This is a genomic window from Haloplanus sp. XH21 (assembly GCF_023276355.1).
Taxonomy (GTDB): domain Archaea; phylum Halobacteriota; class Halobacteria; order Halobacteriales; family Haloferacaceae; genus Haloplanus; species Haloplanus halobius.
On record NZ_JALLPL010000002.1, the window covers coordinates 91922 to 110609 of the forward strand.

Genomic DNA, 18688 nt, shown 5'->3' on the forward strand with positions numbered 1-18688 from the left:
TCCCCGAGAAACGGAAGGCCTATCGGCGTTGTATCGACAGTGCGATATATGCCCTCCTCGACGACCGTTGATCGACCGTCGGAAGCAGTCGATATCGCCACCCAGTATCGACGACTTGAGCGCCCACTCAGCGGTGCTGTCGCTCTCCTCGTCGCCGCCATCGTCGCGATGTCTATCTTCTCGTTCTCCCTCGTATCAGGTGGCCTCATTGCGGTAACCGTCCTCCTCGCAGTCCGGGCGCCGCTGTTCAAAACGAGAGGGACTGCGCGCCTCATGTCTGACGCAACACTCGCCGCGGTGCGGGCCGACTTCGAGAGCACAACGCCACCGATGCTCGCGTTCCAGTGGGGCATCGCCGATACCGTTCGGTCGACACCGGAGGGCGCAGTCTACGAGATCTCGTATCTCTTCGGTCTGCGGTCGGTCGTGATGGAGCTAGAGACACGCACCGACATCGACGACACCGACGTTCGCCTCGTAGTAACTACTGGCGAGAATCCATGGGGAACGTACGATGTGAATATCACTGCTAACGGCGACGAGACGGCCATCGATATCGAGTGGGCGTCAGATCGTCGATTCGGCCTCAACCGACTGCCACAGTGGCTGCTCGCCGAACGGTACCGTGCCGTCGCGCTCGCCGCCCAGGGATATACGGTCGTTGATCGCGACGCCACCCTCGCACTCGTTGCATGACTGACCGTCGATTATCGCTTCTCACCGTTCTCGTCACCAACGCCATCCCGCTCGTTGGTGTCGGGTTTCTCGGATGGTCGATCGCCGCACTCGTCGTTGTCTACTGGGTGGAGCTCGGCGTCGGCCTCGGATTCGCCGCTCTCAGAGCGACCTTCGCACAGCGGCCGCCGGAACACGACGCCGACCTCCTGCTTCTCGGCGCGTTCCGACACAAACGTGGGCGTGTGTCGATACCCTGGATCGAGCTTGATGTCCAGGTCGCGAACATACCGATCCTCCTCGTCCTGTTCCCGGTGTTCGGTACTATCTGGTTCGTCACCGGTGGGATCGCACTTGGCGGTACCAACGTGGCAATAGCAGGCGATCCATTCGAGACGGAGACCATGTCGACGGTAGCGCTCGGAATCATGGGAATCGTCGTCGGCCGGGGCGTCAAGACGGTGTCGGAGTATTTCCTCGACGGACAGTACGAATCCGTCTCCGTTCAGGGAGCGCTCAAGACGGCGATTTGGCCGGTCATGGTCGTTGGTCTCGCGCTCGCCGTGAGTGGGGCGGCGGCGACCTCGGGTGCCCCCGCGACCGTCATTCTCGTTGCGCTGGTGGCTACCAAGTCGCTGTTCGATCTCGCCGACATCTATCGAGATCGGCTCGTCGCGTTCGACGAGCGCTCGGCGCTTGACTTCGGCTGGGCGAGTGATCCCGACGACTGGTCGTCGATCGACACGGAACTCCAGGACACCGTCGATATCGTTCGCCCACGGGGTGCAGCTGTCCTCGTCGACGGTGTTATCCGAGGACTGCGAACGGAAGCGGTTGGGCTCGCAGCGTTCATCGGTGGCCTCTCACTCCTGTTCGGGACTCTCGGATCAAATCCTGAACTCGTTCTGTTCGGGGGCGGTGTCGGACTCGTGCTTCTCGTATTCGTCGGTCTCTGTGGGGTCGTCGACGGTCTCGTGAGATACTCGACGATGGAGTACCGATTCGGACGGGATGTGGTGGGACACGACCGACTGCTCGGGACGCCACAGTGGCGGCTTCCTCGGTGGAAATTGGAGCGGTGTGACCCGCATCGAACGTTCGCCGACCGTGTGTTCGGGACGTGGACGCTCACTCTCGATCACGACGGGCGGACTGTCCGTATTCCGCACGTTTCGGATGCATTCGTCGCTGAGCTCTGCACTGGTGACTGATATTGGAGACACAGAGTGCCCCACACTCGGTAGCTATCGTTTCTCTGCGAAGGCAGGGGGTAGCGATCGTCGACGAGACGTTGCTCAAATTCACTCAGGAGGCTCTGTTGAAATCCTCAACCGCTAACAGTTCTGGGAGATGCTATAGAGAGAACTACTGCACACTAACTACAGAGGGTGTATGCAGCAGGGGCTATTCGAGTCAAATAGGTTTCAAGATACAATAACCAATAAGCACGTCGGAGAAGATTAGCACCGGAACGACAACACCGCCGGTTATCCTCCGGTAATAAATCCGAGATCGAGGAAGGGTGCAACGACGACGCACAGCAATACGAGGATCGCCGCGAAACGGAGTATGCCTACCGCCTGTAGCTGGGTCTCTGGAAGGGACTCGGCGCTTCCGGACAACGCAGTTCCGACGGCCATAAAGAGTAACCACCGGCTTTCGCCAGCATCGCCGACGCTCCAGGCATACACGAACATGCACAAGAAGGTAAACGACAGGCCGAACTGAAAAAGTGCGATGCGTCGGCCTTGAGGCTCGTTGAACAGCACCTCGCTAATATAGGGGACCATAAGCGACGCACTCCTGCTTAAGATACAAAACAATGCCTCAGTGCGTCCCAGTAGAGCGTCCTCTCCCGTGCTACGCGATTCCTCTGCAGGAGACGGTAGGTGATACACTGTGAGACCGCACGCCGACCTAACGCCTGTTTCAGCGGGGAGGATGTCACCAGGGCAATAGAACTTCAACAGAGCCACTCAGGAGGATGTCAACTGGGCGTGGTCGTCAAATCAGCATCCGGTGAGTTCATCCGGGGTAAGCCGATAGAACGCGAAAGTGAGTTCTTCTGGGAGTTGGTCCGGATCTACGTTCAGCGAGGGAATTTCGGCGTTTCTGCGATGGCAGCTGCCGCAAGCGTTCGCTCGTCGTCAGGAACCGGTTCAAGACGACCTCGGACGATGATACTCTCCGGAGGGTCCGAAGTGTGAACAGTGTACGAAACGATATCTGTCGTCTCGAGGAAATCCATCTTCCGACTCTCTTCACGGCGCGGCAGTGGCCGTGTCGCCAGCCTCTGGATCGAACGGGAGGTTGATGACGAGTTCGTCGAACCAGACGATCGGGCGCTTACTCTGGCCGTCTTCCTCGAAGAAGATGATGCCCAGCTGAGCGAGCCGGCTGAGTTCCTCGTGGACGTTCTTCACGTCCCGGTCAACGACCCGTGCAGTCTCGTTGATGCTGGCCGGCTCTTCCCGGCGGATGGCTTCGATGAGATCGAGAACGCGCGGCGTCAGCGTTTCCATGAGGTCGTCGTAGCTGGTGAACGAGAGCGTCGGCGTGGAATCCACCGCGTCGCTCCGTTCGAGTGCCTCGATCCCGTCGGTGACATCGTCATGGTACTCACTGGACGACTTCACAGTCACGACGAGGGTTGATTCGGCTCGAAGCTGTTCGCGCTCCATCGGGTGCAGCGGCGGCGTGGTATCGTTCATGGGTATCACCGTGGTGTGATGGCCTCACTTGACCTCGAACTCGGATTTGAGGATCTCGCTCCAGAACCGTTCCCAGAGTTCGACCATCCCCGGGAACTTGATGCTGTCTGGGTTGGGGTCCGGTGCAACGTGCAGTTCGTGCCCTTTGGTGTCCTCGTGAGAGTTGTCGTACCGACGGATCGGCCCATCGTCAAGCGTGCGGGGCGGGTCCGGCTCCGTCGCACCGTAGTGGAGCTTGTAGGCCCACCCAGACGGGTACGCGTCACGGGCTGTCCGCATACAGAACACGCGGACGACAGTCCCGTCGGGGTACTTTCGCCCCTCGCTCACGCCATCGAGGTCGTCGTCGGTCAGTGAGGCCATCCTCACCTATTGGTATACAGACCAATAATATAACTCTATTGGTCTGGAGAACAATAACAGCCGTCGCACTCCCAATACTCATACGATTCGTCGCCACCAGTCCATTTTACTACGTCGTGGCCCTCCCATTCGCCTGTCTTCTCGTATTCTCCGTCGCTGTCTTCATCAGGTACAGTAAATTCGCCGAAGTAGTGGCCTCCCTCGTATGTGCCGTCCGCGTAGACCGTGATTTCGATTGTCTTGCCACACTCCATGCAGTCTCGTTTGATTGTGCGTTTCTCTCCGTCTCCATCACTCATCTTCCGAGTCCTCACTCTGCCATTCCTCAAGCATCTCCTGGAGGCGGTATGCCTCACCGTGGGCGACAGGGTACATCGTGGCCCGAACCAGACTGAGTACCCTTTCAGCCTGTTCTACGAGTGCCGGATCTGGATGGTCGGACCCATCAATGTCGCACAGATTCTCAAGGTCCTCTTTGCTTGCTGTGTTTCCCTCGGCGATGTCCTCAATCCCGCGAAGGACACCCTCAGATACCTCGGGCCGTTCTTCGTTTTCGTCGTCGTCGTCCTCACAGTCGTCACACGTCATCTTCGAGGAGTTCCCGCAGTTGCTCTTCAGACTCGTCAAAAACCGCCAATTCCTCTCGTACCGTTTCCATCACGTCAATGGCTCCCTTGCCTAATTCATCGTAATGGAGCTCCCACCGTGGTCGGCCACCTTGGGTGGAGACCATTGATTGCGTGGCTTTGACATCAATTCTGACGTGATACCCTTCGACTGAGATCAAGAATTCGTCTTGGATTTTCATAATTTTGACTCGCCTTTTCTTTCGACATCGTATCAGTCGTTGCGTGTGATCTCTACCAGCTGGCCGTCCGTAAACGTCGCATCGAGGCTAACGTAGTCGCCATCGATGGTTCGACGGAACTCGAATATCCCGTGGTATTCTGTATCTGACCAACCTTGGTGGGTTTTCTTTCTGCTTCCTCGTCCCCGTTCGATCTCGTTTTCAAACCCACCTATTTTCTCGTTGTATCCAGGCCGCTCTTCCTCAGGAACGAGCCCATACTCGGCTTTTCCTTGAACAGACGCCTGTTTGCCGTTACCTTGTAGTTCTCCATGCAATTATACGCCCGATTCGGAGGTACTGCTATGCGATTCCCGGTTTATCACTAGGTTTCTATAGCTTCGACGGTATGTGTGGCCATGGTCCCCGATTCCACGAACAGTCCCGAAGAGGACTCTGCTGAGGCGAACTGCGGGCAGAGTGCTCACGATGCCACCGAAGACACGCTGATTGACATGATCGGGACAATACTGCTGGTCGCAGTTTCTGTCATCCTCATCGTCGCCGGCGGGCAAGCAATCATCTGGAGTCTCTCTCCCCTCGGAATGGCGGCTGGCGTCGCTGTCACTGTGTTCGGTGTCTATCTCGTCGCAGCGACGCTCGAACTCGTCCCACCGGTGCGCGAATGGGTGTGATGGACGCTGGCGACGTTCGCCCGGTGTTCTGATGCCTCGAATCGAACGTTTTCCTTCCGCTACGAGACGACGAGTGAATGCGTTGTGTCCCGGAGTCGTAACGATTAGGCGACTACCGTTGGAATGGAGCGTGTTTCATGCCCTCCACTGACCCGGACGATATTGCCATCGAAGCGACCGACCTCCGGAAGACGTACGGCTCGGAGGTCGCCCTCGACGGCGTCACGTTCTCCATCTCGGCCGGCACGGTGTACGGCTTTCTCGGGCCGAATGGTGCCGGAAAGACGACGACGATGCGACTCCTGACCGGACTTTCACAGCCATCATCGGGCACCGTTCGTGTCTGTAACGTCCCCGTCGACGACCGACGTGCTCTCGCTGACCACATCGGCTACCTGCCCGAGGAACCACCGCTGTACGACGAGTTCAGCGCCCGCGAGCAACTCGACTACGTCGCCGACCTCCGGGATATTCCGACAGAACAGGCCCGAACGCGCATCGATGACTATCTGGACGAGTTCGACCTCGCCGACGACGCCGACCGGCGTATTGGGTCGTATTCGAAAGGGATGCGCCAGAAGACGGCGTTCATCCAGAGCGTCCTGCACGACCCGGATGTCCTGTTTCTGGACGAACCGACATCGGGACTGGACCCGCGGGCAGCCCGTCGCATCCGCGAGTCGATCACCGACTTCGCCGACGCCGGGACGACCGTCTTCCTCTCGACACATATCCTTCCCGTCGTTGAGGCCGTCGCCGACGAGATCAGTGTGCTGTTCGACGGGCGGTTGGTCGCAGAAGGGACGCCGATGGACGTGAAGGCTCGGGCGGAAATCGGTGAAAGTAGCTCGCTCGAGGACGCGTTCCTCGCCGTCACGAGCGAGGGATCGATAGCCAGCGCCGACGAGGCAGAATGAGCCTGCGTCGAGACGTTCGGCACGGACTCCGGATCGCCCGCGCCGAATTCGTTCGGAGCGTTCGTGGCTACATCCGGAACAAACGCCGTCTCGCCGGCCTCGTTGTTGTCGTCCTGTTTTTCGGCGGGAACTTCCTCTTTGCACTTCCAGCGGCGTACGCCGTCGGGTTGGCCGCCCGTTCCATCGAGTCGATTCCGTATTTCGCTCCTGCTGCGACAGTGCTACCGGTTGGTCTTCTGGCTCTCGCGACGCTTCGAACGCTAGAGCGAATCAGCCGAATCGACGCCGAGGAGCTCATTCTAACGGCCGTGCATCCCCGGGCCGTCGTCGTGGGGCTCATCGGCGCGGAACTCGGTCGACTGACGCTGTGGTTCGGCGTTCCACTGGTGGCCGTTACCGCCGCGTTCGCACTCGGACTCGGCTCGCTGTCACTGCTCCTGTCGGCCGCGCTCGTTTCCATCCCGCTTGTCTGCTGGGCTGCCATCTGGGGATACGCTCTCGGAATCACGACCCTGCGCCTCCTCCGTCGACTGCCTGGCGTCCGTCGCGTTCTGAAAGTCGGCGGCGTTCTCGCGATGGTCGCCATCATCGTTGGGTCACAGTTCATTGGCCGGTATCTCGTCGAAGGGGGTGCCTCAATCACAGCGCTCATGTCGCGACTCGCGGTTACACCACTGACCGACTACGCCGCGCTTGCATTCGTCGGAACCCCGCTCGCTCGACCGCTCTCGATCAGTTCACTGGCCGTACTCGGTGGTCTGCTTGCGCTCACACCGGCCGGACTCGTCGTCGCGACGCGACAGGTCTCGCAGCTCTGGTTCACGGATGCTCCGCAGGCTGACACGCGACAGCCGCGGTCATCCGCAGGCTGGCTCACGGCGCCACGGCCCTTCGCGTGGCGGAAAGCGGGCCGCGTCGCGTGGGGCTTTCTCGTTCGCACGGGGCGCCATCCGCAGGAACTCGCACACCTCGTGATGGTGCTGTTCTTCCTCGGCCCGCTCGGGACGACTATCGCTCAGTCGTCGGGGAACGCGCTTGGTACCCTCATCGCCGGTACCGGCGTCGGGCTCGGTGCGTATCTCTCAGGAGCGGCCTTCGGTCTCAATCCACTCGGTGATGACCGGCCACAGTTGCCCGTCCTCTTGCTCACGGCGACGGACTCCCGAACGCTCGTTCGCGGTCGACTCCTCGCTGGGATCGCAGTTGGGGGCCCAGTCGCGGTGCTCGGTCCGCTCGCATCGATACTCCTTGGAACGACGCCGCTGGATGCAACCGTCTTCGCGGGAGTGGGGCTCGTGATGTGTCTGGCTGCGGCCTTGTTTTCGGTCGGTCTCGGTTCGGCGTATCCGGTCTACGAGGAGCGGGAATTCTGGGGAACGGAGACGGTCGTTCCATCGACGCTCGTGATGATCGTGTATATCCTCGTGGTCGGCAGTGGGACGGTGATAGGGCTGTTCGCGATGTTGTACGCCCTCACGACCGACCCCCTCACCACGCCGCTCTTCATCGCGGGGTTCGGAATATATCTCGCCCTGACCGCGAGCGTGTCGTACGCATCGTATCGGTACGCGGTGCGACGCTATCGACGGTACACCGTCGCCTGAAGCACGCTCCCAGTCAACAGAGCTACTGGCTGGGAAGGACCGTTTCGTCTGTGGCTCTCGCTCGTCGACGTGTCCTCCAAGCAGTCGGGACGACGGCACTCACCATACCCGCCGGCTGTTCGTCGCCCAGGTTCCTCGGCTCAGACGATACTGCTTCTGAGTACACCCTTGACATCGAATCTGTCGACGCCTCTCCGGTCGCCCACGCGCTCTATGAACCCCGAGCGGGGACGCGCCCAGTCGTGGGGACGGACATGGTGTATCTCGGGTGTAGCGGGCGCGACCATGGAACGCTCGTCGCGCTTCGCCAGACAGACGGGACCGACCGCTGGTCGTTTACGGACCAGAACAGCACCGTGTACGAACCGGCGTTAGTGGGCGATATGGTGTACGCCGGGTCGAACGATAATCGGATTTACGGGCTGTGTTGAATCGCTGTAAGGCGTAGAGATTCACTGTTTGACGAAGCGCTTGATGTTATAGACGACACACATCAGCGCGATTTCGCGGAACTCACGAAACCATGAGCGCGCTCGCACGGCGAAGCCGAGCGAGCGCTTCACAGCCGAGTTCACAGTTTCAGTCATAGAGCGCTGATTGTAGCGGTTATCGTCGATTCTGGCGTTGTGTGCGTGGTCGTACGCTGCGAAGATGCGGTGTTTGATCAGCGGTCTGATCCCGAGGTCGCGTAATCCTTCACGAAGCGATTGCTTGTCATAGCCTTTATCGGCCGCAAGAGACCGCAGATCGCCCGCATTTCGGCGGGCGATCTGCTCGGCAAGGTCTGCGTCGCTCCCTTTCCGATTTGTAGAGCAGTGGACGTCAAGGACGGCTTGAGACGCTGTATCGACGAGTTTCGTGACTTTGAGCTTCTGAACGCGGTAGCTGATTCGCTGGCAGTAGTGGCGGCTGGCTGGTGAGCGGTCGTAGAACGTGGCGTCGATCGCGGCGTGTTCAGAGAGATCGTGCAGCTGCGCCGACTGGCGCAGCAGCACTCGACAGACGCTCATACTGATCCGGTCGAACGCCTTACACAACGTGGACGGCGCGGGGAGATCGGCCGCGTTGAGGCCGATCTCCCCGATTATTTGTGGCATCTCTTTGAGCAGGTCGATCGTCATGCGGTACGACGAATCGAGGTAAATCCGCAGACAGTGAAGGGAAACGAGTGCATAGTCGGCGAATCCGCCGCCACCTTCTGGGGCGGCGGATTCGCCTCCATCGCCAGTAACTCTTTGAGCAACCGGTACAACCTCCCCGATGAAGCGGGAGATTTGCGTCATGGTCAACGGAACTCTCCCGCTTCAACTCCTTTGATTTAGCGGCCTACCTCGCTGCCGTATGGCGATTCAACACAGCCCTTCAAACCGAGCTGCCTCCTCGTTTGGGTATAGCCGACTCCAGTGTTCGCCGATGAGATCTTCGGTATCGTAGCCGTAGAGGTCGGTGTACGCCTCATTCAGATAGATATACTCGCCGTTGTCGTCAAGGAGTCCAATCCCTTGGGTGGCTGTTTCGAGCGCTTGATACACTCGGTCGCGTTCTTGTGTCGACCGATACTGTTCGACGACATTTCGAACACGGTTGGCTAAGAGGTCATACTGTTCGGTGCCGCCTCGCTTTTGGAGGTAGTCGGTCGCACCAGCCGAAATCGCCTCACTCGCGACTTCCTCGGACCCCTTCCCGGTGAAGAGAATGAACGGAAGATCCGGATATCGGTCTCGAACTTCATCGAGGAATTCAAGCCCGGTTTTGCCCGGCATATCGTAATCGCTGACGATACAATCGAAGACCTCGTCGCCAGCAGTGAGGCGTTCTATCCCATCAGCAGCACTGGTTGCTGTCGTAACCTGGATTTGAGCGTCTTTACGCCCCAGAAAATCAGCCACGAGTTCCCCGAAGCTGGGTTCATCGTCCACATGTAGGACTTGGACTGGCGAGGACATATGATACACAAAGCACGGGAGTATGTTAATACCCCACATAAGGTCATTCAGCCGAATTTCCCGGATACAGCTATTGGACGACCGGCCGTCCGACCGTCCCCGTGTGCTTGCACTCGACGATGATCGCACGCCGGGTGCCGTCGACGACCTCCTCCATGATGACGTCCCGCCCCTCGTCGGCAGTTTTCTCGGCCTGGCGGACGTTCTCGTAGCCGAGGTTCCGGAACACGTCCTCCATCACGTCCTCGAACTCGAACCCCGAGAGATCGTCCAGTACAGCCATCCTCAATTATGTGGACAGTATGTTGCAACTGCCAAATACGTTGCCGAACGCTGCGCCGTCCTGTTTGTTGAACCCCTGAGAGGGGTGCGGGGGTCACCGAACCGCCCGCGAGCAACGAATGAACGGGAACGTACCTGTAGCAAGTTCGGAATCGGTACCAGTCGCATCGGGCGCTCAGTCTCACCGAGACGCAGTCGAATACGTCGGCTTCCGTGTCGACGGCCAAGCCGTCGTTCTGAACCTCTCGGGGCATCGGCGGCTCTCCCTTGAGCGCAGTCTCGACCTCGTCAACCACAGTCCGCAGATCCAACCGAAGCTACTTACGTGATACAAGCGTATCACAGCATATGAGCACTGACAGCGACGCCGGCGGCGACGGCGAAATGGAGAAGATCAACGTCCGGGTGCCACAGTCGCTGCTGGCACAGGTCGACGAGGTCTGGGAGGAGCGTGGCTACGCGAACAAATCCGAGTTCATCCGCGACGCGCTTCGGGACGCTGTCAATCCCCCCACGCAGCTGTCCGAGGAAGCGCTGGAGCATCTGGCCGAGAGCCGCACGCAACGGGAGCAGGGCGAGACAGTGTCGCAGGACGACGTGAAGGACCGCCTGGGTATCGATGACTGAGGTCGAGTGGACACCGAAAGCACTCGATTTACTGGAGGGGCTCGAATCGGAAGCGCAAGAGCGGTTGGTGAAGAAACTCGACGAGGCGAAAGACTGGACTTCCCATCGTCTCGAAAAGCTCACCGGGTATCCATACTACAAGCTTCGTGCTGGCGACTACCGTGCGATCATCACGTGGGATCAGGATGAGGACGTCCTGATCGTTGAGGCGGTCGGGCATCGCCGGAATATCTACGATCGCCACCTCCCACCGTAACACAAGCTGTCTACAGACCTGCTCGGGTCGGTGACGAACCCGGTCTGAAATTCAAGTACGATTCCGGTTAGTAGTGTTTATTGCCCCCGAGAGGGGCGCGGGGGAATTCACTCCCGTCACCGAGCCATGACCGATTCAGAGTACCCCTGGCGAGACGAATCGCTCCTCTACGAACTCTACTGGGAACAGGAGTTGAGCACGGTCAAGATCGCGGACAAACTGGGATGTACACAACAGACAGTCTCGAAGTGGATGCAGCGATTCGACATCCCACGTCGAGACGCACGAGAAGCGGCCCCGAACCAGCGACGGCATCCCGCCGTGTTCACCGACCGTGGCTACGTCATCTGCGCCACGAATTATCGTGGGACGACGGACTCCGTCGGAATTCACCGACTCGTAATGGTGGCAGAACACGGGTTCGACGCCGTCGCGGACAAGTATGTGATCACCGCCAATCAGATGGCGGCGTAGGCCCATTACAACACAAATTCGAATCAAAATGAGTGATGGTATCCACCGCGGGTCGTCCGTATATCAGCGGGAACGAGACAAAGCACTCCAGCGAGATGACTGGGTGTGTCAATCTTGCGGGAGAGCTGTAGGCCATGTCGGAGATCGAGACGTACCGGTGGCACACGTCCACCACGATACAGAGTTATCGGACGGCGGCGTTCACCACGTCGATAATCTCACTACACTCTGTCCGGAATGTCACAGTGACATCCACGGAAGTGAGGTAGGGGAGCGAGGCTTCGACGAGCAACCGTACCGAGACGAGGAGTGGTTACGAGAGATGTACCATGGCGAAGAACTCACACAAGCCGAGATAGCGGACCGAGCCGGGTGCCACCGTCGAACGATAGCGACGTGGTTTCGCAGACACGAGATCAAGGGGCGTCCCGCCGATCAACGCAAGAAAGTGAGCAATAGTGGCCCGTGGGATGACGAGGAAGTTCTGAGAGAATTATACATAGAGAAGAAGCAGACGCTCTCCGAAATTGCAGACCAACTCGGTACTTCAGAAGGGACTGTTCAACGGAGGATGGACGACTTCGGAATTGAACGTCGAGATCATGTGGAGTATATGCGGCAGGGACCGGTGTTTCTCAGATTCGACACAAATGGCTATCTTCGTGCTGAGTCAGCAGTCGACGGCGAGAAGGACATGGTGTACATTCACCAACTCGTAGCAATCGCTGATGGTGCTAATCCACGGACTGTTTTCGGTGGCGAACAGGTCCACCATCAGAACCACCACAGGGCCGATAATAGGCCTGAGAATCTGGTTGTTCTGTCTCACGAGGACCATCTCGCAGAACACGACTTCCACAGATAGCGGAGCCGATTCTCAGTCGCTCCAAGTACGCCGAACGACACGTCGGGTCCGAGATTAAGTCCACCGACCACGAGTGGGACGTCTCGGATCGCGAGCGGGACGACCGGGGACGATTCAAATGACGACTGCATACATCGGCCGACGTCGACGAGGAGAGCTCGTTGTCACTCGCCGTCCCGAGGACACAGAACTCACACCCGACCGTAGTCTCGAACTCGTCAATCACAGTCCGAGTGGGTTCGAGGTCGGGTACCGGGGAAGCGGCCCCGCCCAGCTCGCGTGCGCACTACTGCTCGACTACTACGACGATGAGCAGTTCGCCCGTGAGCACTACATCGCGTTCCGGAATCAGGTGGTCTCGCAGCTGAAGTGTGACGGTGCCGCGGCGTGCTGGCACCTCACCGGCGAAGAGATCGACGCCGCGATGGCGACCCTCACCGACGACGTCGTCGCCCTCCCCGACGGCGGACGGCCGTCGCCGACGCTCCCCGAGAACTGGCGAACCGTCTCCCGTCCGGACCGGCGACTCTTCCAGCGCGCTGATCGCGACCACTATATCGTACTCGGGGATGGAAGCGACGAGTGGCTGGTCGTGCTCTGTAGCCAGGGCGACCGGGCATATCCTGCCCCGCTCGCACATCGGACGGTTGCCGAGGAGGCTGACGTGGAACAGGTAATCCGGGAACTCGCTGAAGAGAGCAACAACCTCATCGAATCCCCGGAGGGGGAGTACTGATGGAGACGCTTCGACTGGCGCGAGCCACCCACAAGCTCCTCGAACGTGGTGTCGAGGCACTCGAGAAAATCGGGCGCGAACTGGAGCGGTACAACGACCGACAGGAGCGCACCGACAGAGACAGCTGAGGATGTGAGGACACGCTCCAGGTCGGATGGTGGTTCGTGAGACGTTGTTTTTGCGCCCGGGAGAGGGGCGCAGGGCGCGAGACGATGCAGTCGCGGATCGACGAGCGTTCCTGCTTCGAGGTGACAGAGATGAAAGACCCAGAGTCCAGAACCATCTTCGCTGGCGTCGACGGGCGTACCGACACGGAACTACCCGAGTGGTACCGAGAGCGTCACGGAGGGGAAGACTCCGTGAGCTTCGCCGAGGCGGTTCGTGATCTTCCGCAGGCCGTCGAGACCACCGTGGCGTATCAGAACCCGTACTCCGACGAGTGGGTCGAGACGGAGCGGTTCAACGTGCTCGTCGAGCCGAGTCGCGCTCGCTCGCAGGCCCGAGATGACGATGCCGAGACGGATCCACTATTTCACATCCCGACAGACAGCTACGCGATCATCAACCCGGTCGACGTCTACGGCCCGCTGGAGGAGGTCCTCCGCGAGGAGACCATCGATGAAACGCCGCTGGGCGAGGTGATGTTCGGCGAAATCCGGCGCTACCGGGGCGGCGGCGAGGTCCACATGGACATCATGTTCGACGGCCTCGAGGTACGCCTCCCTGGCCGGTCGGACCCGATCACGATGGGCGTCACGTCGGGCTACGACTTCTTCGGCGAGCACGCTGTCTACGTAGAGGGGTTCGCCCAAGACGGCTACTGCTCGAATACGATGCGGTCGCTCACCGACAAGGAGGTCATCAAACACGTCGGCGACGTACGGAACTTCCGGACCTGGTGGGAGGAACTCCTCGCACAGGTCGAACTCGTCGCCGACGACCTCTTCGAGTTCATCCGGGACGCTCAGGACATCGAGCTCGACTTCTCGGAGCTCCCGTTCACCGTCGCGGAGTTCTACACCCTGCTGGGCTTCCCGGACTACCTGGCCGAGCGTGCCGCCGGCGATGCAGAAGCCAATGCGGCGTACCCCTTCGAGATCGATATGTGGACGCTGCATTCCGGCGCGACGTACGCGCTCACCCACTTCTTCCAGGGGAAAGAAGGGGCATCTCTCGATCAGTACGTCCGGATCGCCAACGACACATCCTGTTCAACCCGGAAGGCACGATCGAGCGCGTCGAGCAGGCGTACGAGCAGCAGTTAGAGGCGGACGGCGACGACGGGTCGCAAGCCTCGCTGGCCGGCGAACGATCCCTGGCGAGCATCGAGCGCGTCAGCGACGACCTGCAGGAGAAAGTCGAGCAGTTCGAAGAACGCGAGGACGCACTTCGGGAGCGGCCAAGACGCGATGAGCTGAGACAAACATCGGCCACACCACCACCATACCAAAACATCTGGATACTGATAATACACCAATCCACAGCAGTTTAGCACTATTTGCGAGAAACTGAGATTGTAGAATTCCGGTTTTCAAAAATTGACACTCAAAAAATAATTCGACAAAGACAAGTCCCTTTCGCCGAGACACAACCTGTACGAAGATGGGTACGATACAGCCTTCACCTGTAGAGCGAAGACCACGCTTCACAGCCACTCGCATAGACGGATCTCTTCTCGGATTTCGAAGACGCCGGAAAACCACTACAGAGTAATGACTGAAGCAGAACAACTCGCGGATGAGCACGGTGTTACAGGGACACCCAAACGCGGGCTCATCATGTCCACGCTCGTCTTCTATGCAGGCCTGACCACCATCGTGTTCTACGGGGCGGCAGGGCCAGTCCTCGAAGAACATCTAGCACTTGCCGGAGTCCTTCATGGCCTCTTGCTGGGCTCACCGCACCTCAGCAAGGCGATTCTCAGGATTCCGTTCGGTGCATGGGTGGACGAAGTCGGCGGACGAAAACCGCTGCTCATCCTCATGGCCTCGACGATCATCGGGACAGCAGGCCTGGTCATTACGCTGTTCTTGACCTACCCGGAGAACTTCGACATGAGCCTCTACCCTGTTCTGGTGTTCTTCGGATTCTTGGCGGGTGCAGGTGGGGCGACGTTCTCCGCCGGGATTACACAGACCTCTTACTGGTATCCCAGCGATAAACAGGGGTTCGCGCTCGGCGCGTTCGCCGGCGTCGGCAACATCGGTCCGGGGATGGTCGTCTATGTCTTGCCCGTCCTCATCGGCATCTGGGGGCTGACAATGGCCTACTCGACCTGGTTAGTATTCCTGCTGGTCGTCACCGCTATCTATGCCGTGTACGCGGTCGATCCGTACTATTTCCAGCTCCGCAAGCAGGGCAAAACACCGGAGGAATCACAAGAAATCGCTGACGATCTCGGCCAGGATATCTTCCCGTCGGGTGGGACGTGGGATTCGCTGAGGACATCCGCGAGAAACCGCCGCACGTGGATTCTCGTCTTCCTGTATACGGTCTCCTTCGGCGGAGGGTTCACGTCCCTGTCAGCCTGGTTCCCCACCTACTGGGCGGAGTTCCACGAACTTACGCTCACGACAGCAGGCCTGCTGGCAGGCATCTTCATCGTCTATGGGTCGCTCATCCGAGTTCCTGCCGGGAGTGTCAGTGACCGATTTGGCGGTGAATTAGTTGCCATCATTAGCTTCGGTGTGATGGCCCTCGGCGGTGCAATTATGACCTTCTTCACTGGATTCTGGCCCGCCATCCTCGGTATGATGGTCCTCGGAACGGGGATGGGGTTCGCCAACGCGGCCGTGTTCGAGCTAGTGCCGAAGTTCGTTCCGGAAGCTGTCGGTGGGGCCTCCGGCTGGATCAGTGGAATCGGGGGTGGCGGTACCCTTGTTATCCTCCCATTGATGGGTCTCTTCGTGGATATCTATGGGCACATCGGGTACGCAAGGGGGTTTGCCGTCTTCGTCGTCTTAAGCGGGCTCTGTGTCATCGTCGCAGCCGCGCTCAAGTGGCTGATCTCAGAGCCTGAAGAGACCGCTGACGAGGGAGCTCTCCACTAAACTCCCATCACTCCCTTACAGTTATCGAGAATAAAGGCAGTGGCGACATCCGTATCTTACTCTTCAGGGTCTCGGTGAACAGTTAACACCGGGATCTCGGAGTGGCGCACGACATTTTCGGTGACGCTTCCGAGGAGGGCTCGTTTGACCCCCGTGCGTCCGTGCGTCCCCATGACGATGATGTCGATATCGTTGGCTTCCGCGTAGCCGAGAATATCGTCGTGGGGGTTTCCTCGACGGACCGCTGCTGTCGTCTCGATATCCCGCTCTCTGGCCTGTTCGACGACGGCTTTCGTTGCCTGTTCCCCCCGTTCTTCGAGCGCATCCAGAAGGTCATCGAGACCAGAGAATCCCTCTCCCATGCCGGAGACGGACGTGGGCTGATCAACGATATAGAGCACGTGGAGCGTTGCATCATGCGCTTCAGCAAGGTCAAGCGCCATCTCCACCGCAGGCTTGGATGGATCACTGCCGTCCGTCGGGATGAGTATTCGGTCGAACATGAGTCGGTGCGTTCCGTTTGTATATCTCTTTGCGGTACAGATAATGGTGTTCACGCGCCACCGAGAAACCGCTCATGGGCAAGGGGAGAGAGGAAGCTGAGGAAAATAAAGATGAGATTTGAGACGAATATAGCGTACCCTGAGTCACATAATATATGCTTACCAAGCCAGAAATCCGGTTTGACCCCAGATTCGTCCATCCGGCGTGGACTCGATACGGCTGTAACTACTCTCGGTTCCACACTCAGAGCGGTCGCCGTAGAAGCCGTACATCGGTTGAGGACTCATTTTGAGGAGTGGCCGGAACGGTATATCGAACAGCAAGCCGCACGCTACGAGGACAATTACTAGCGTCCCCACCCCGGCCAGTGGATGGAATTTGACTCGCGAGTAGAGTTCTGTGCGACTATCTCTGATCCAATAGTGCCGAGAAAACCTTCTGGAGCACCAGATTCTGGCCCTACCTTCCGACGGAATGCCTGAAGACTAGTGACACAGAGGATAGCCATTCCGACGACGAGTGCCTGAATCGACGGGGACGCTCCAATTGCTGCGGTGAAGGTGGTAACGTAAGCCATTGGGTGCTCTATGTGAAGGGCGAAAAAGACAGCCGTGCTAGCCACAAAGGCGAGCAGTGCACTTCCGACGATTCAGATCCCAGGCTCCGACATCGGTTCGATACTCGTCGGGGCGATCGCCTGTGCAAGTGCGGTATACGTCACCTACCCTGCGACTAGCGCGGTCAGATGGCTGACCACGACTGTCTTCGGAGAGTTATCCTCATCATGCGGGAAGAAGACGAGCAGATAGACCGCGGACGCAAGAACGATGAAGATCCCCCAGAAGCCGGAGGCGAATGCGAATCCTGCGAGTACGGTGAGGAAAACGATGCCGTGCCCGCTCGCCCAGATCATTCGCTCATCCATCGCTTGTTTACGAGGACGGTATCACCCTCAATGAGTGTGGCGTACGAGTATGAGGCTACTCGAACAACCCAGACGCGACTTCAATCCAGGTAACCTACGAACGACAGAAGTTCCCCAAAGTAGGTGACCGATGTCTCCGAGTTGCGATCAGGAGAGCGGGCATTAGTGGCCACCGGAGACGAAGTGGAGACCGACAATCCCGAAGACGATCACGGAGATAAACAGGAGTCGGAGACCAGTCGCCGGTTCATCGAATAGGACGATGCCGAGCGAGGCGGTGCCCACGGCGCCGATCCCCGTCCAAACAGCATACGCAGTCCCGATCGGCAGATCCTGAACTGCTCTCGCGAGCAACACCATACTGATGATGAGCGCAGCGACTGTCCCCGCCGTCGGAATCGGTTCCGAGAGACCATCAGAATACTCCAAACCGATTGCCCAAGCTATCTCGAACAGACCAGCGACGAAGAGAACGCCCCACGACATTCACATCGATATTGCTCACAGATCGGACTATAAGTTTCGATACCGCCTTCGAGTCGTTTCTGCGATCTGGCGATTCAACGGAATCGGATAGTCGTATCCTCACCAAGGTCGTGTTCACTATCACAGCAATTCCGCCAGTTTGGGACGGCACAGACGACCACCGAGAGGTTCACGACGCTGGGTTTCGAACAGCCAACCCATAGATGATGAGTCCCTCAGACCTCCTTGAGGATACATACGTCGCGGCGCTATAACACGACCTCGTGGATGTTCCCCCGGAGGCCACCCTGGTGGGAGTCGTCCGGCGGCCAACCGGCTGGTTCCGAACGTCGGTCAACGAGAACTATCCGGAACTCGGTCCTCCCGAGAACCTCTTCGACGAGTTCAAACAACGCCACGAGGACTTCAAGATGCAGGGGTTGTGTGACGAAGGCGCGCATAATGCGGCCTGGGTCGAGGGCGGATTCGAGGACTGGTACCGATCACATCTCTCCGACACTGCGGAGGCGCAAGAGGCAGTCGCCGAACTTACGGCCCGACTGCAAGACGGAGAGCAGCTCGTCTTCGTCTGTTTCGAGAACACCGATCAGAAACGGTGTCACCGAACGCTTCTCAAAGAGCATCTCGCTGCACAGCTGTAGTCAGTTACTCAGGTTGACTGCAACCAGTTCCCGAATATCGAGCGCGTCAGCGATGATCTGCAGGAGAAGGTCGACCAGTTCAAGGAGCGTGAGGATGCGCTTCGCGAGCGATTCCAGGATGCGATGGCCTGACGCTACGATGGT

General features: G+C 58.9%; 26 protein-coding genes and 3 pseudogenes. 16 read left to right on the forward strand and 13 right to left on the reverse strand.

Annotated features, from left to right (window positions below):
* The first annotated feature begins 48 nt into the window (after positions 1-48).
* On the forward strand, positions 49-696 hold the full coding sequence (locus tag MXB53_RS13815; RefSeq protein ID WP_248898192.1) for a hypothetical protein: 648 nt from the start codon (positions 49-51) through the stop codon (positions 694-696).
* Positions 693-1886 carry a DUF6498-containing protein gene (locus tag MXB53_RS13820; protein WP_248898193.1) on the forward strand — a complete coding sequence of 398 codons (1194 nt, stop codon included), beginning with the start codon at positions 693-695 and terminating at the stop codon, positions 1884-1886. Before MXB53_RS13815 ends, MXB53_RS13820 begins: the two co-directional genes overlap by 4 nt.
* Before the next feature lie 276 nt (positions 1887-2162).
* On the opposite strand, the gene MXB53_RS13825 is transcribed toward MXB53_RS13820, so the two are convergent.
* The 7 genes from MXB53_RS13825 to MXB53_RS13855 all read right to left on the reverse strand — a co-directional run bounded on the left by MXB53_RS13825 (position 2163) and on the right by MXB53_RS13855 (position 4874).
* Positions 2163-2465: a DUF8011 family protein gene (locus tag MXB53_RS13825; RefSeq protein ID WP_248898194.1), complete on the reverse strand. Its 303-nt coding sequence runs from the start codon at positions 2463-2465 to the stop codon at positions 2163-2165.
* Between the two features lie 471 nt (positions 2466-2936).
* Positions 2937-3386, reverse strand: a complete 450-nt coding sequence (locus MXB53_RS13830) for an HVO_A0114 family putative DNA-binding protein (RefSeq protein WP_248898195.1) — start codon at positions 3384-3386, stop codon at positions 2937-2939.
* Between the two features lie 24 nt (positions 3387-3410).
* Entirely contained in the window at positions 3411-3749 is a 339-nt protein-coding gene (locus tag MXB53_RS13835) for a toxin-antitoxin system TumE family protein (protein WP_248898196.1), read from the reverse strand.
* 35 nt (positions 3750-3784) lie between these two features.
* Positions 3785-4048, reverse strand: coding sequence for a hypothetical protein (locus MXB53_RS13840; RefSeq protein WP_248898197.1), 264 nt, complete (start codon positions 4046-4048; stop codon positions 3785-3787).
* The gene (locus MXB53_RS13845) at positions 4041-4337 is read right to left on the reverse strand and encodes a hypothetical protein (protein WP_248898198.1); all 297 of its coding nucleotides are present in this window, start codon (positions 4335-4337) and stop codon (positions 4041-4043) included. The genes MXB53_RS13840 and MXB53_RS13845 overlap by 8 nt, the downstream gene beginning before the upstream one ends.
* Positions 4327-4557, reverse strand: a complete 231-nt coding sequence (locus tag MXB53_RS13850; RefSeq protein ID WP_248898199.1) for a hypothetical protein — start codon at positions 4555-4557, stop codon at positions 4327-4329. Before MXB53_RS13850 ends, MXB53_RS13845 begins: the two co-directional genes overlap by 11 nt.
* Positions 4558-4589: 32 nt before the next feature.
* Positions 4590-4874, reverse strand: a complete 285-nt coding sequence (locus MXB53_RS13855; protein ID WP_248898200.1) for a hypothetical protein — start codon at positions 4872-4874, stop codon at positions 4590-4592.
* Positions 4875-4955: 81 nt separating this feature from the next.
* On the opposite strand from MXB53_RS13855, the gene MXB53_RS13860 reads away from it, so the two are divergent.
* The 4 genes from MXB53_RS13860 to MXB53_RS15845 all read left to right on the forward strand — a co-directional run bounded on the left by MXB53_RS13860 (position 4956) and on the right by MXB53_RS15845 (position 8183).
* On the forward strand, positions 4956-5231 hold the full coding sequence (locus MXB53_RS13860; RefSeq protein ID WP_248898201.1) for a hypothetical protein: 276 nt from the start codon (positions 4956-4958) through the stop codon (positions 5229-5231).
* Positions 5232-5368: 137 nt separating this feature from the next.
* A complete protein-coding gene (locus MXB53_RS13865; protein WP_248898202.1) occupies positions 5369-6148 on the forward strand; it encodes an ABC transporter ATP-binding protein in 780 nt (259 codons plus the stop codon).
* Positions 6145-7752, forward strand: coding sequence for a hypothetical protein (locus MXB53_RS13870; protein WP_248898203.1), 1608 nt, complete (start codon positions 6145-6147; stop codon positions 7750-7752). Before MXB53_RS13865 ends, MXB53_RS13870 begins: the two co-directional genes overlap by 4 nt.
* Before the next feature lie 50 nt (positions 7753-7802).
* A complete protein-coding gene (locus MXB53_RS15845) occupies positions 7803-8183 on the forward strand; it encodes a PQQ-binding-like beta-propeller repeat protein (RefSeq protein WP_248898204.1) in 381 nt (126 codons plus the stop codon).
* A gap of 21 nt (positions 8184-8204) precedes the next feature.
* On the opposite strand, the gene MXB53_RS13880 is transcribed toward MXB53_RS15845, so the two are convergent.
* The 3 genes and pseudogenes from MXB53_RS13880 to MXB53_RS13890 form a co-directional block, all read right to left on the reverse strand.
* Positions 8205-9035 carry an IS5 family transposase gene (locus MXB53_RS13880; protein ID WP_089768607.1) on the reverse strand — a complete coding sequence of 277 codons (831 nt, stop codon included), beginning with the start codon at positions 9033-9035 and terminating at the stop codon, positions 8205-8207.
* A gap of 66 nt (positions 9036-9101) precedes the next feature.
* The gene (locus tag MXB53_RS13885; RefSeq protein ID WP_248898205.1) at positions 9102-9671 is read right to left on the reverse strand and encodes a response regulator; all 570 of its coding nucleotides are present in this window, start codon (positions 9669-9671) and stop codon (positions 9102-9104) included.
* 100 nt (positions 9672-9771) lie between these two features.
* Positions 9772-9981: pseudogene (locus MXB53_RS13890) on the reverse strand (restriction endonuclease); the annotation flags it as partial.
* 118 nt (positions 9982-10099) lie between these two features.
* Here MXB53_RS13890 and MXB53_RS15850 point away from each other — a divergent pair.
* The 9 genes and pseudogenes from MXB53_RS15850 to MXB53_RS13930 form a co-directional block, all read left to right on the forward strand.
* Positions 10100-10282 (forward strand): annotated as a pseudogene (locus tag MXB53_RS15850) (DUF6166 domain-containing protein); the annotation flags it as partial.
* A 46-nt stretch (positions 10283-10328) separates the two neighbouring features.
* Positions 10329-10607, forward strand: coding sequence for a ribbon-helix-helix domain-containing protein (locus MXB53_RS13895; RefSeq protein WP_248898206.1), 279 nt, complete (start codon positions 10329-10331; stop codon positions 10605-10607).
* A complete protein-coding gene (locus tag MXB53_RS13900; RefSeq protein ID WP_248898207.1) occupies positions 10600-10863 on the forward strand; it encodes a type II toxin-antitoxin system RelE family toxin in 264 nt (87 codons plus the stop codon). The genes MXB53_RS13895 and MXB53_RS13900 overlap by 8 nt, the downstream gene beginning before the upstream one ends.
* Before the next feature lie 126 nt (positions 10864-10989).
* A complete protein-coding gene (locus MXB53_RS13905) occupies positions 10990-11337 on the forward strand; it encodes a helix-turn-helix domain-containing protein (protein WP_248898208.1) in 348 nt (115 codons plus the stop codon).
* Between the two features lie 28 nt (positions 11338-11365).
* A complete protein-coding gene (locus MXB53_RS13910) occupies positions 11366-12202 on the forward strand; it encodes an HNH endonuclease (RefSeq protein ID WP_283102404.1) in 837 nt (278 codons plus the stop codon).
* Between the two features lie 118 nt (positions 12203-12320).
* A complete protein-coding gene (locus tag MXB53_RS13915; RefSeq protein ID WP_248898210.1) occupies positions 12321-12938 on the forward strand; it encodes a DUF6166 domain-containing protein in 618 nt (205 codons plus the stop codon).
* Positions 12938-13066 carry a hypothetical protein gene (locus tag MXB53_RS15685; protein WP_283102405.1) on the forward strand — a complete coding sequence of 43 codons (129 nt, stop codon included), beginning with the start codon at positions 12938-12940 and terminating at the stop codon, positions 13064-13066. The genes MXB53_RS13915 and MXB53_RS15685 overlap by 1 nt, the downstream gene beginning before the upstream one ends.
* A gap of 129 nt (positions 13067-13195) precedes the next feature.
* Positions 13196-14356 (forward strand): annotated as a pseudogene (locus MXB53_RS13920) (hypothetical protein).
* A gap of 294 nt (positions 14357-14650) precedes the next feature.
* Complete coding sequence (locus MXB53_RS13930; protein WP_248898213.1) at positions 14651-15988, forward strand: MFS transporter; 1338 nt, start codon at positions 14651-14653, stop codon at positions 15986-15988.
* A 56-nt stretch (positions 15989-16044) separates the two neighbouring features.
* Here the strand turns inward: MXB53_RS13930 and MXB53_RS13935 are convergent, their stop codons facing one another.
* From MXB53_RS13935 to MXB53_RS13945, 3 genes are all read right to left on the reverse strand, one after another.
* The gene (locus MXB53_RS13935) at positions 16045-16491 is read right to left on the reverse strand and encodes a universal stress protein (RefSeq protein ID WP_248898363.1); all 447 of its coding nucleotides are present in this window, start codon (positions 16489-16491) and stop codon (positions 16045-16047) included.
* A gap of 722 nt (positions 16492-17213) precedes the next feature.
* Positions 17214-17417, reverse strand: a complete 204-nt coding sequence (locus MXB53_RS13940; protein WP_248898214.1) for a hypothetical protein — start codon at positions 17415-17417, stop codon at positions 17214-17216.
* A 162-nt stretch (positions 17418-17579) separates the two neighbouring features.
* Entirely contained in the window at positions 17580-17903 is a 324-nt protein-coding gene (locus tag MXB53_RS13945) for a DMT family transporter (protein WP_248898215.1), read from the reverse strand.
* A 290-nt stretch (positions 17904-18193) separates the two neighbouring features.
* Here MXB53_RS13945 and MXB53_RS13950 point away from each other — a divergent pair, with 290 nt between their 5' ends.
* Positions 18194-18544 carry a DUF488 family protein, N3 subclade gene (locus MXB53_RS13950; RefSeq protein WP_248898216.1) on the forward strand — a complete coding sequence of 117 codons (351 nt, stop codon included), beginning with the start codon at positions 18194-18196 and terminating at the stop codon, positions 18542-18544.
* Positions 18545-18688: the final 144 nt, after the last annotated feature.

Coding starts and splice junctions, on each gene's coding strand:
- MXB53_RS13815 (WP_248898192.1), top strand. CDS start 49: ATGCCCTCCTCGACGACCGTTGATCGACCGTCGGAAGCAGTCGATATC.
- MXB53_RS13820 (WP_248898193.1), top strand. CDS start 693: ATGACTGACCGTCGATTATCGCTTCTCACCGTTCTCGTCACCAACGCC.
- MXB53_RS13825 (WP_248898194.1), bottom strand. CDS start 2,465: ATGGTCCCCTATATTAGCGAGGTGCTGTTCAACGAGCCTCAAGGCCGA.
- MXB53_RS13830 (WP_248898195.1), bottom strand. CDS start 3,386: ATGAACGATACCACGCCGCCGCTGCACCCGATGGAGCGCGAACAGCTT.
- MXB53_RS13835 (WP_248898196.1), bottom strand. CDS start 3,749: ATGGCCTCACTGACCGACGACGACCTCGATGGCGTGAGCGAGGGGCGA.
- MXB53_RS13840 (WP_248898197.1), bottom strand. CDS start 4,048: ATGAGTGATGGAGACGGAGAGAAACGCACAATCAAACGAGACTGCATG.
- MXB53_RS13845 (WP_248898198.1), bottom strand. CDS start 4,337: ATGACGTGTGACGACTGTGAGGACGACGACGACGAAAACGAAGAACGG.
- MXB53_RS13850 (WP_248898199.1), bottom strand. CDS start 4,557: ATGAAAATCCAAGACGAATTCTTGATCTCAGTCGAAGGGTATCACGTC.
- MXB53_RS13860 (WP_248898201.1), top strand. CDS start 4,956: ATGGTCCCCGATTCCACGAACAGTCCCGAAGAGGACTCTGCTGAGGCG.
- MXB53_RS13865 (WP_248898202.1), top strand. CDS start 5,369: ATGCCCTCCACTGACCCGGACGATATTGCCATCGAAGCGACCGACCTC.
- MXB53_RS13870 (WP_248898203.1), top strand. CDS start 6,145: ATGAGCCTGCGTCGAGACGTTCGGCACGGACTCCGGATCGCCCGCGCC.
- MXB53_RS13880 (WP_089768607.1), bottom strand. CDS start 9,035: ATGACGCAAATCTCCCGCTTCATCGGGGAGGTTGTACCGGTTGCTCAA.
- MXB53_RS13895 (WP_248898206.1), top strand. CDS start 10,329: ATGAGCACTGACAGCGACGCCGGCGGCGACGGCGAAATGGAGAAGATC.
- MXB53_RS13900 (WP_248898207.1), top strand. CDS start 10,600: ATGACTGAGGTCGAGTGGACACCGAAAGCACTCGATTTACTGGAGGGG.
- MXB53_RS13905 (WP_248898208.1), top strand. CDS start 10,990: ATGACCGATTCAGAGTACCCCTGGCGAGACGAATCGCTCCTCTACGAA.
- MXB53_RS13910 (WP_283102404.1), top strand. CDS start 11,366: ATGAGTGATGGTATCCACCGCGGGTCGTCCGTATATCAGCGGGAACGA.
- MXB53_RS13915 (WP_248898210.1), top strand. CDS start 12,321: ATGACGACTGCATACATCGGCCGACGTCGACGAGGAGAGCTCGTTGTC.
- MXB53_RS15685 (WP_283102405.1), top strand. CDS start 12,938: ATGGAGACGCTTCGACTGGCGCGAGCCACCCACAAGCTCCTCGAACGT.
- MXB53_RS13930 (WP_248898213.1), top strand. CDS start 14,651: ATGACTGAAGCAGAACAACTCGCGGATGAGCACGGTGTTACAGGGACA.
- MXB53_RS13935 (WP_248898363.1), bottom strand. CDS start 16,491: ATGTTCGACCGAATACTCATCCCGACGGACGGCAGTGATCCATCCAAG.
- MXB53_RS13940 (WP_248898214.1), bottom strand. CDS start 17,417: ATGGATGAGCGAATGATCTGGGCGAGCGGGCACGGCATCGTTTTCCTC.
- MXB53_RS13945 (WP_248898215.1), bottom strand. CDS start 17,903: ATGTCGTGGGGCGTTCTCTTCGTCGCTGGTCTGTTCGAGATAGCTTGG.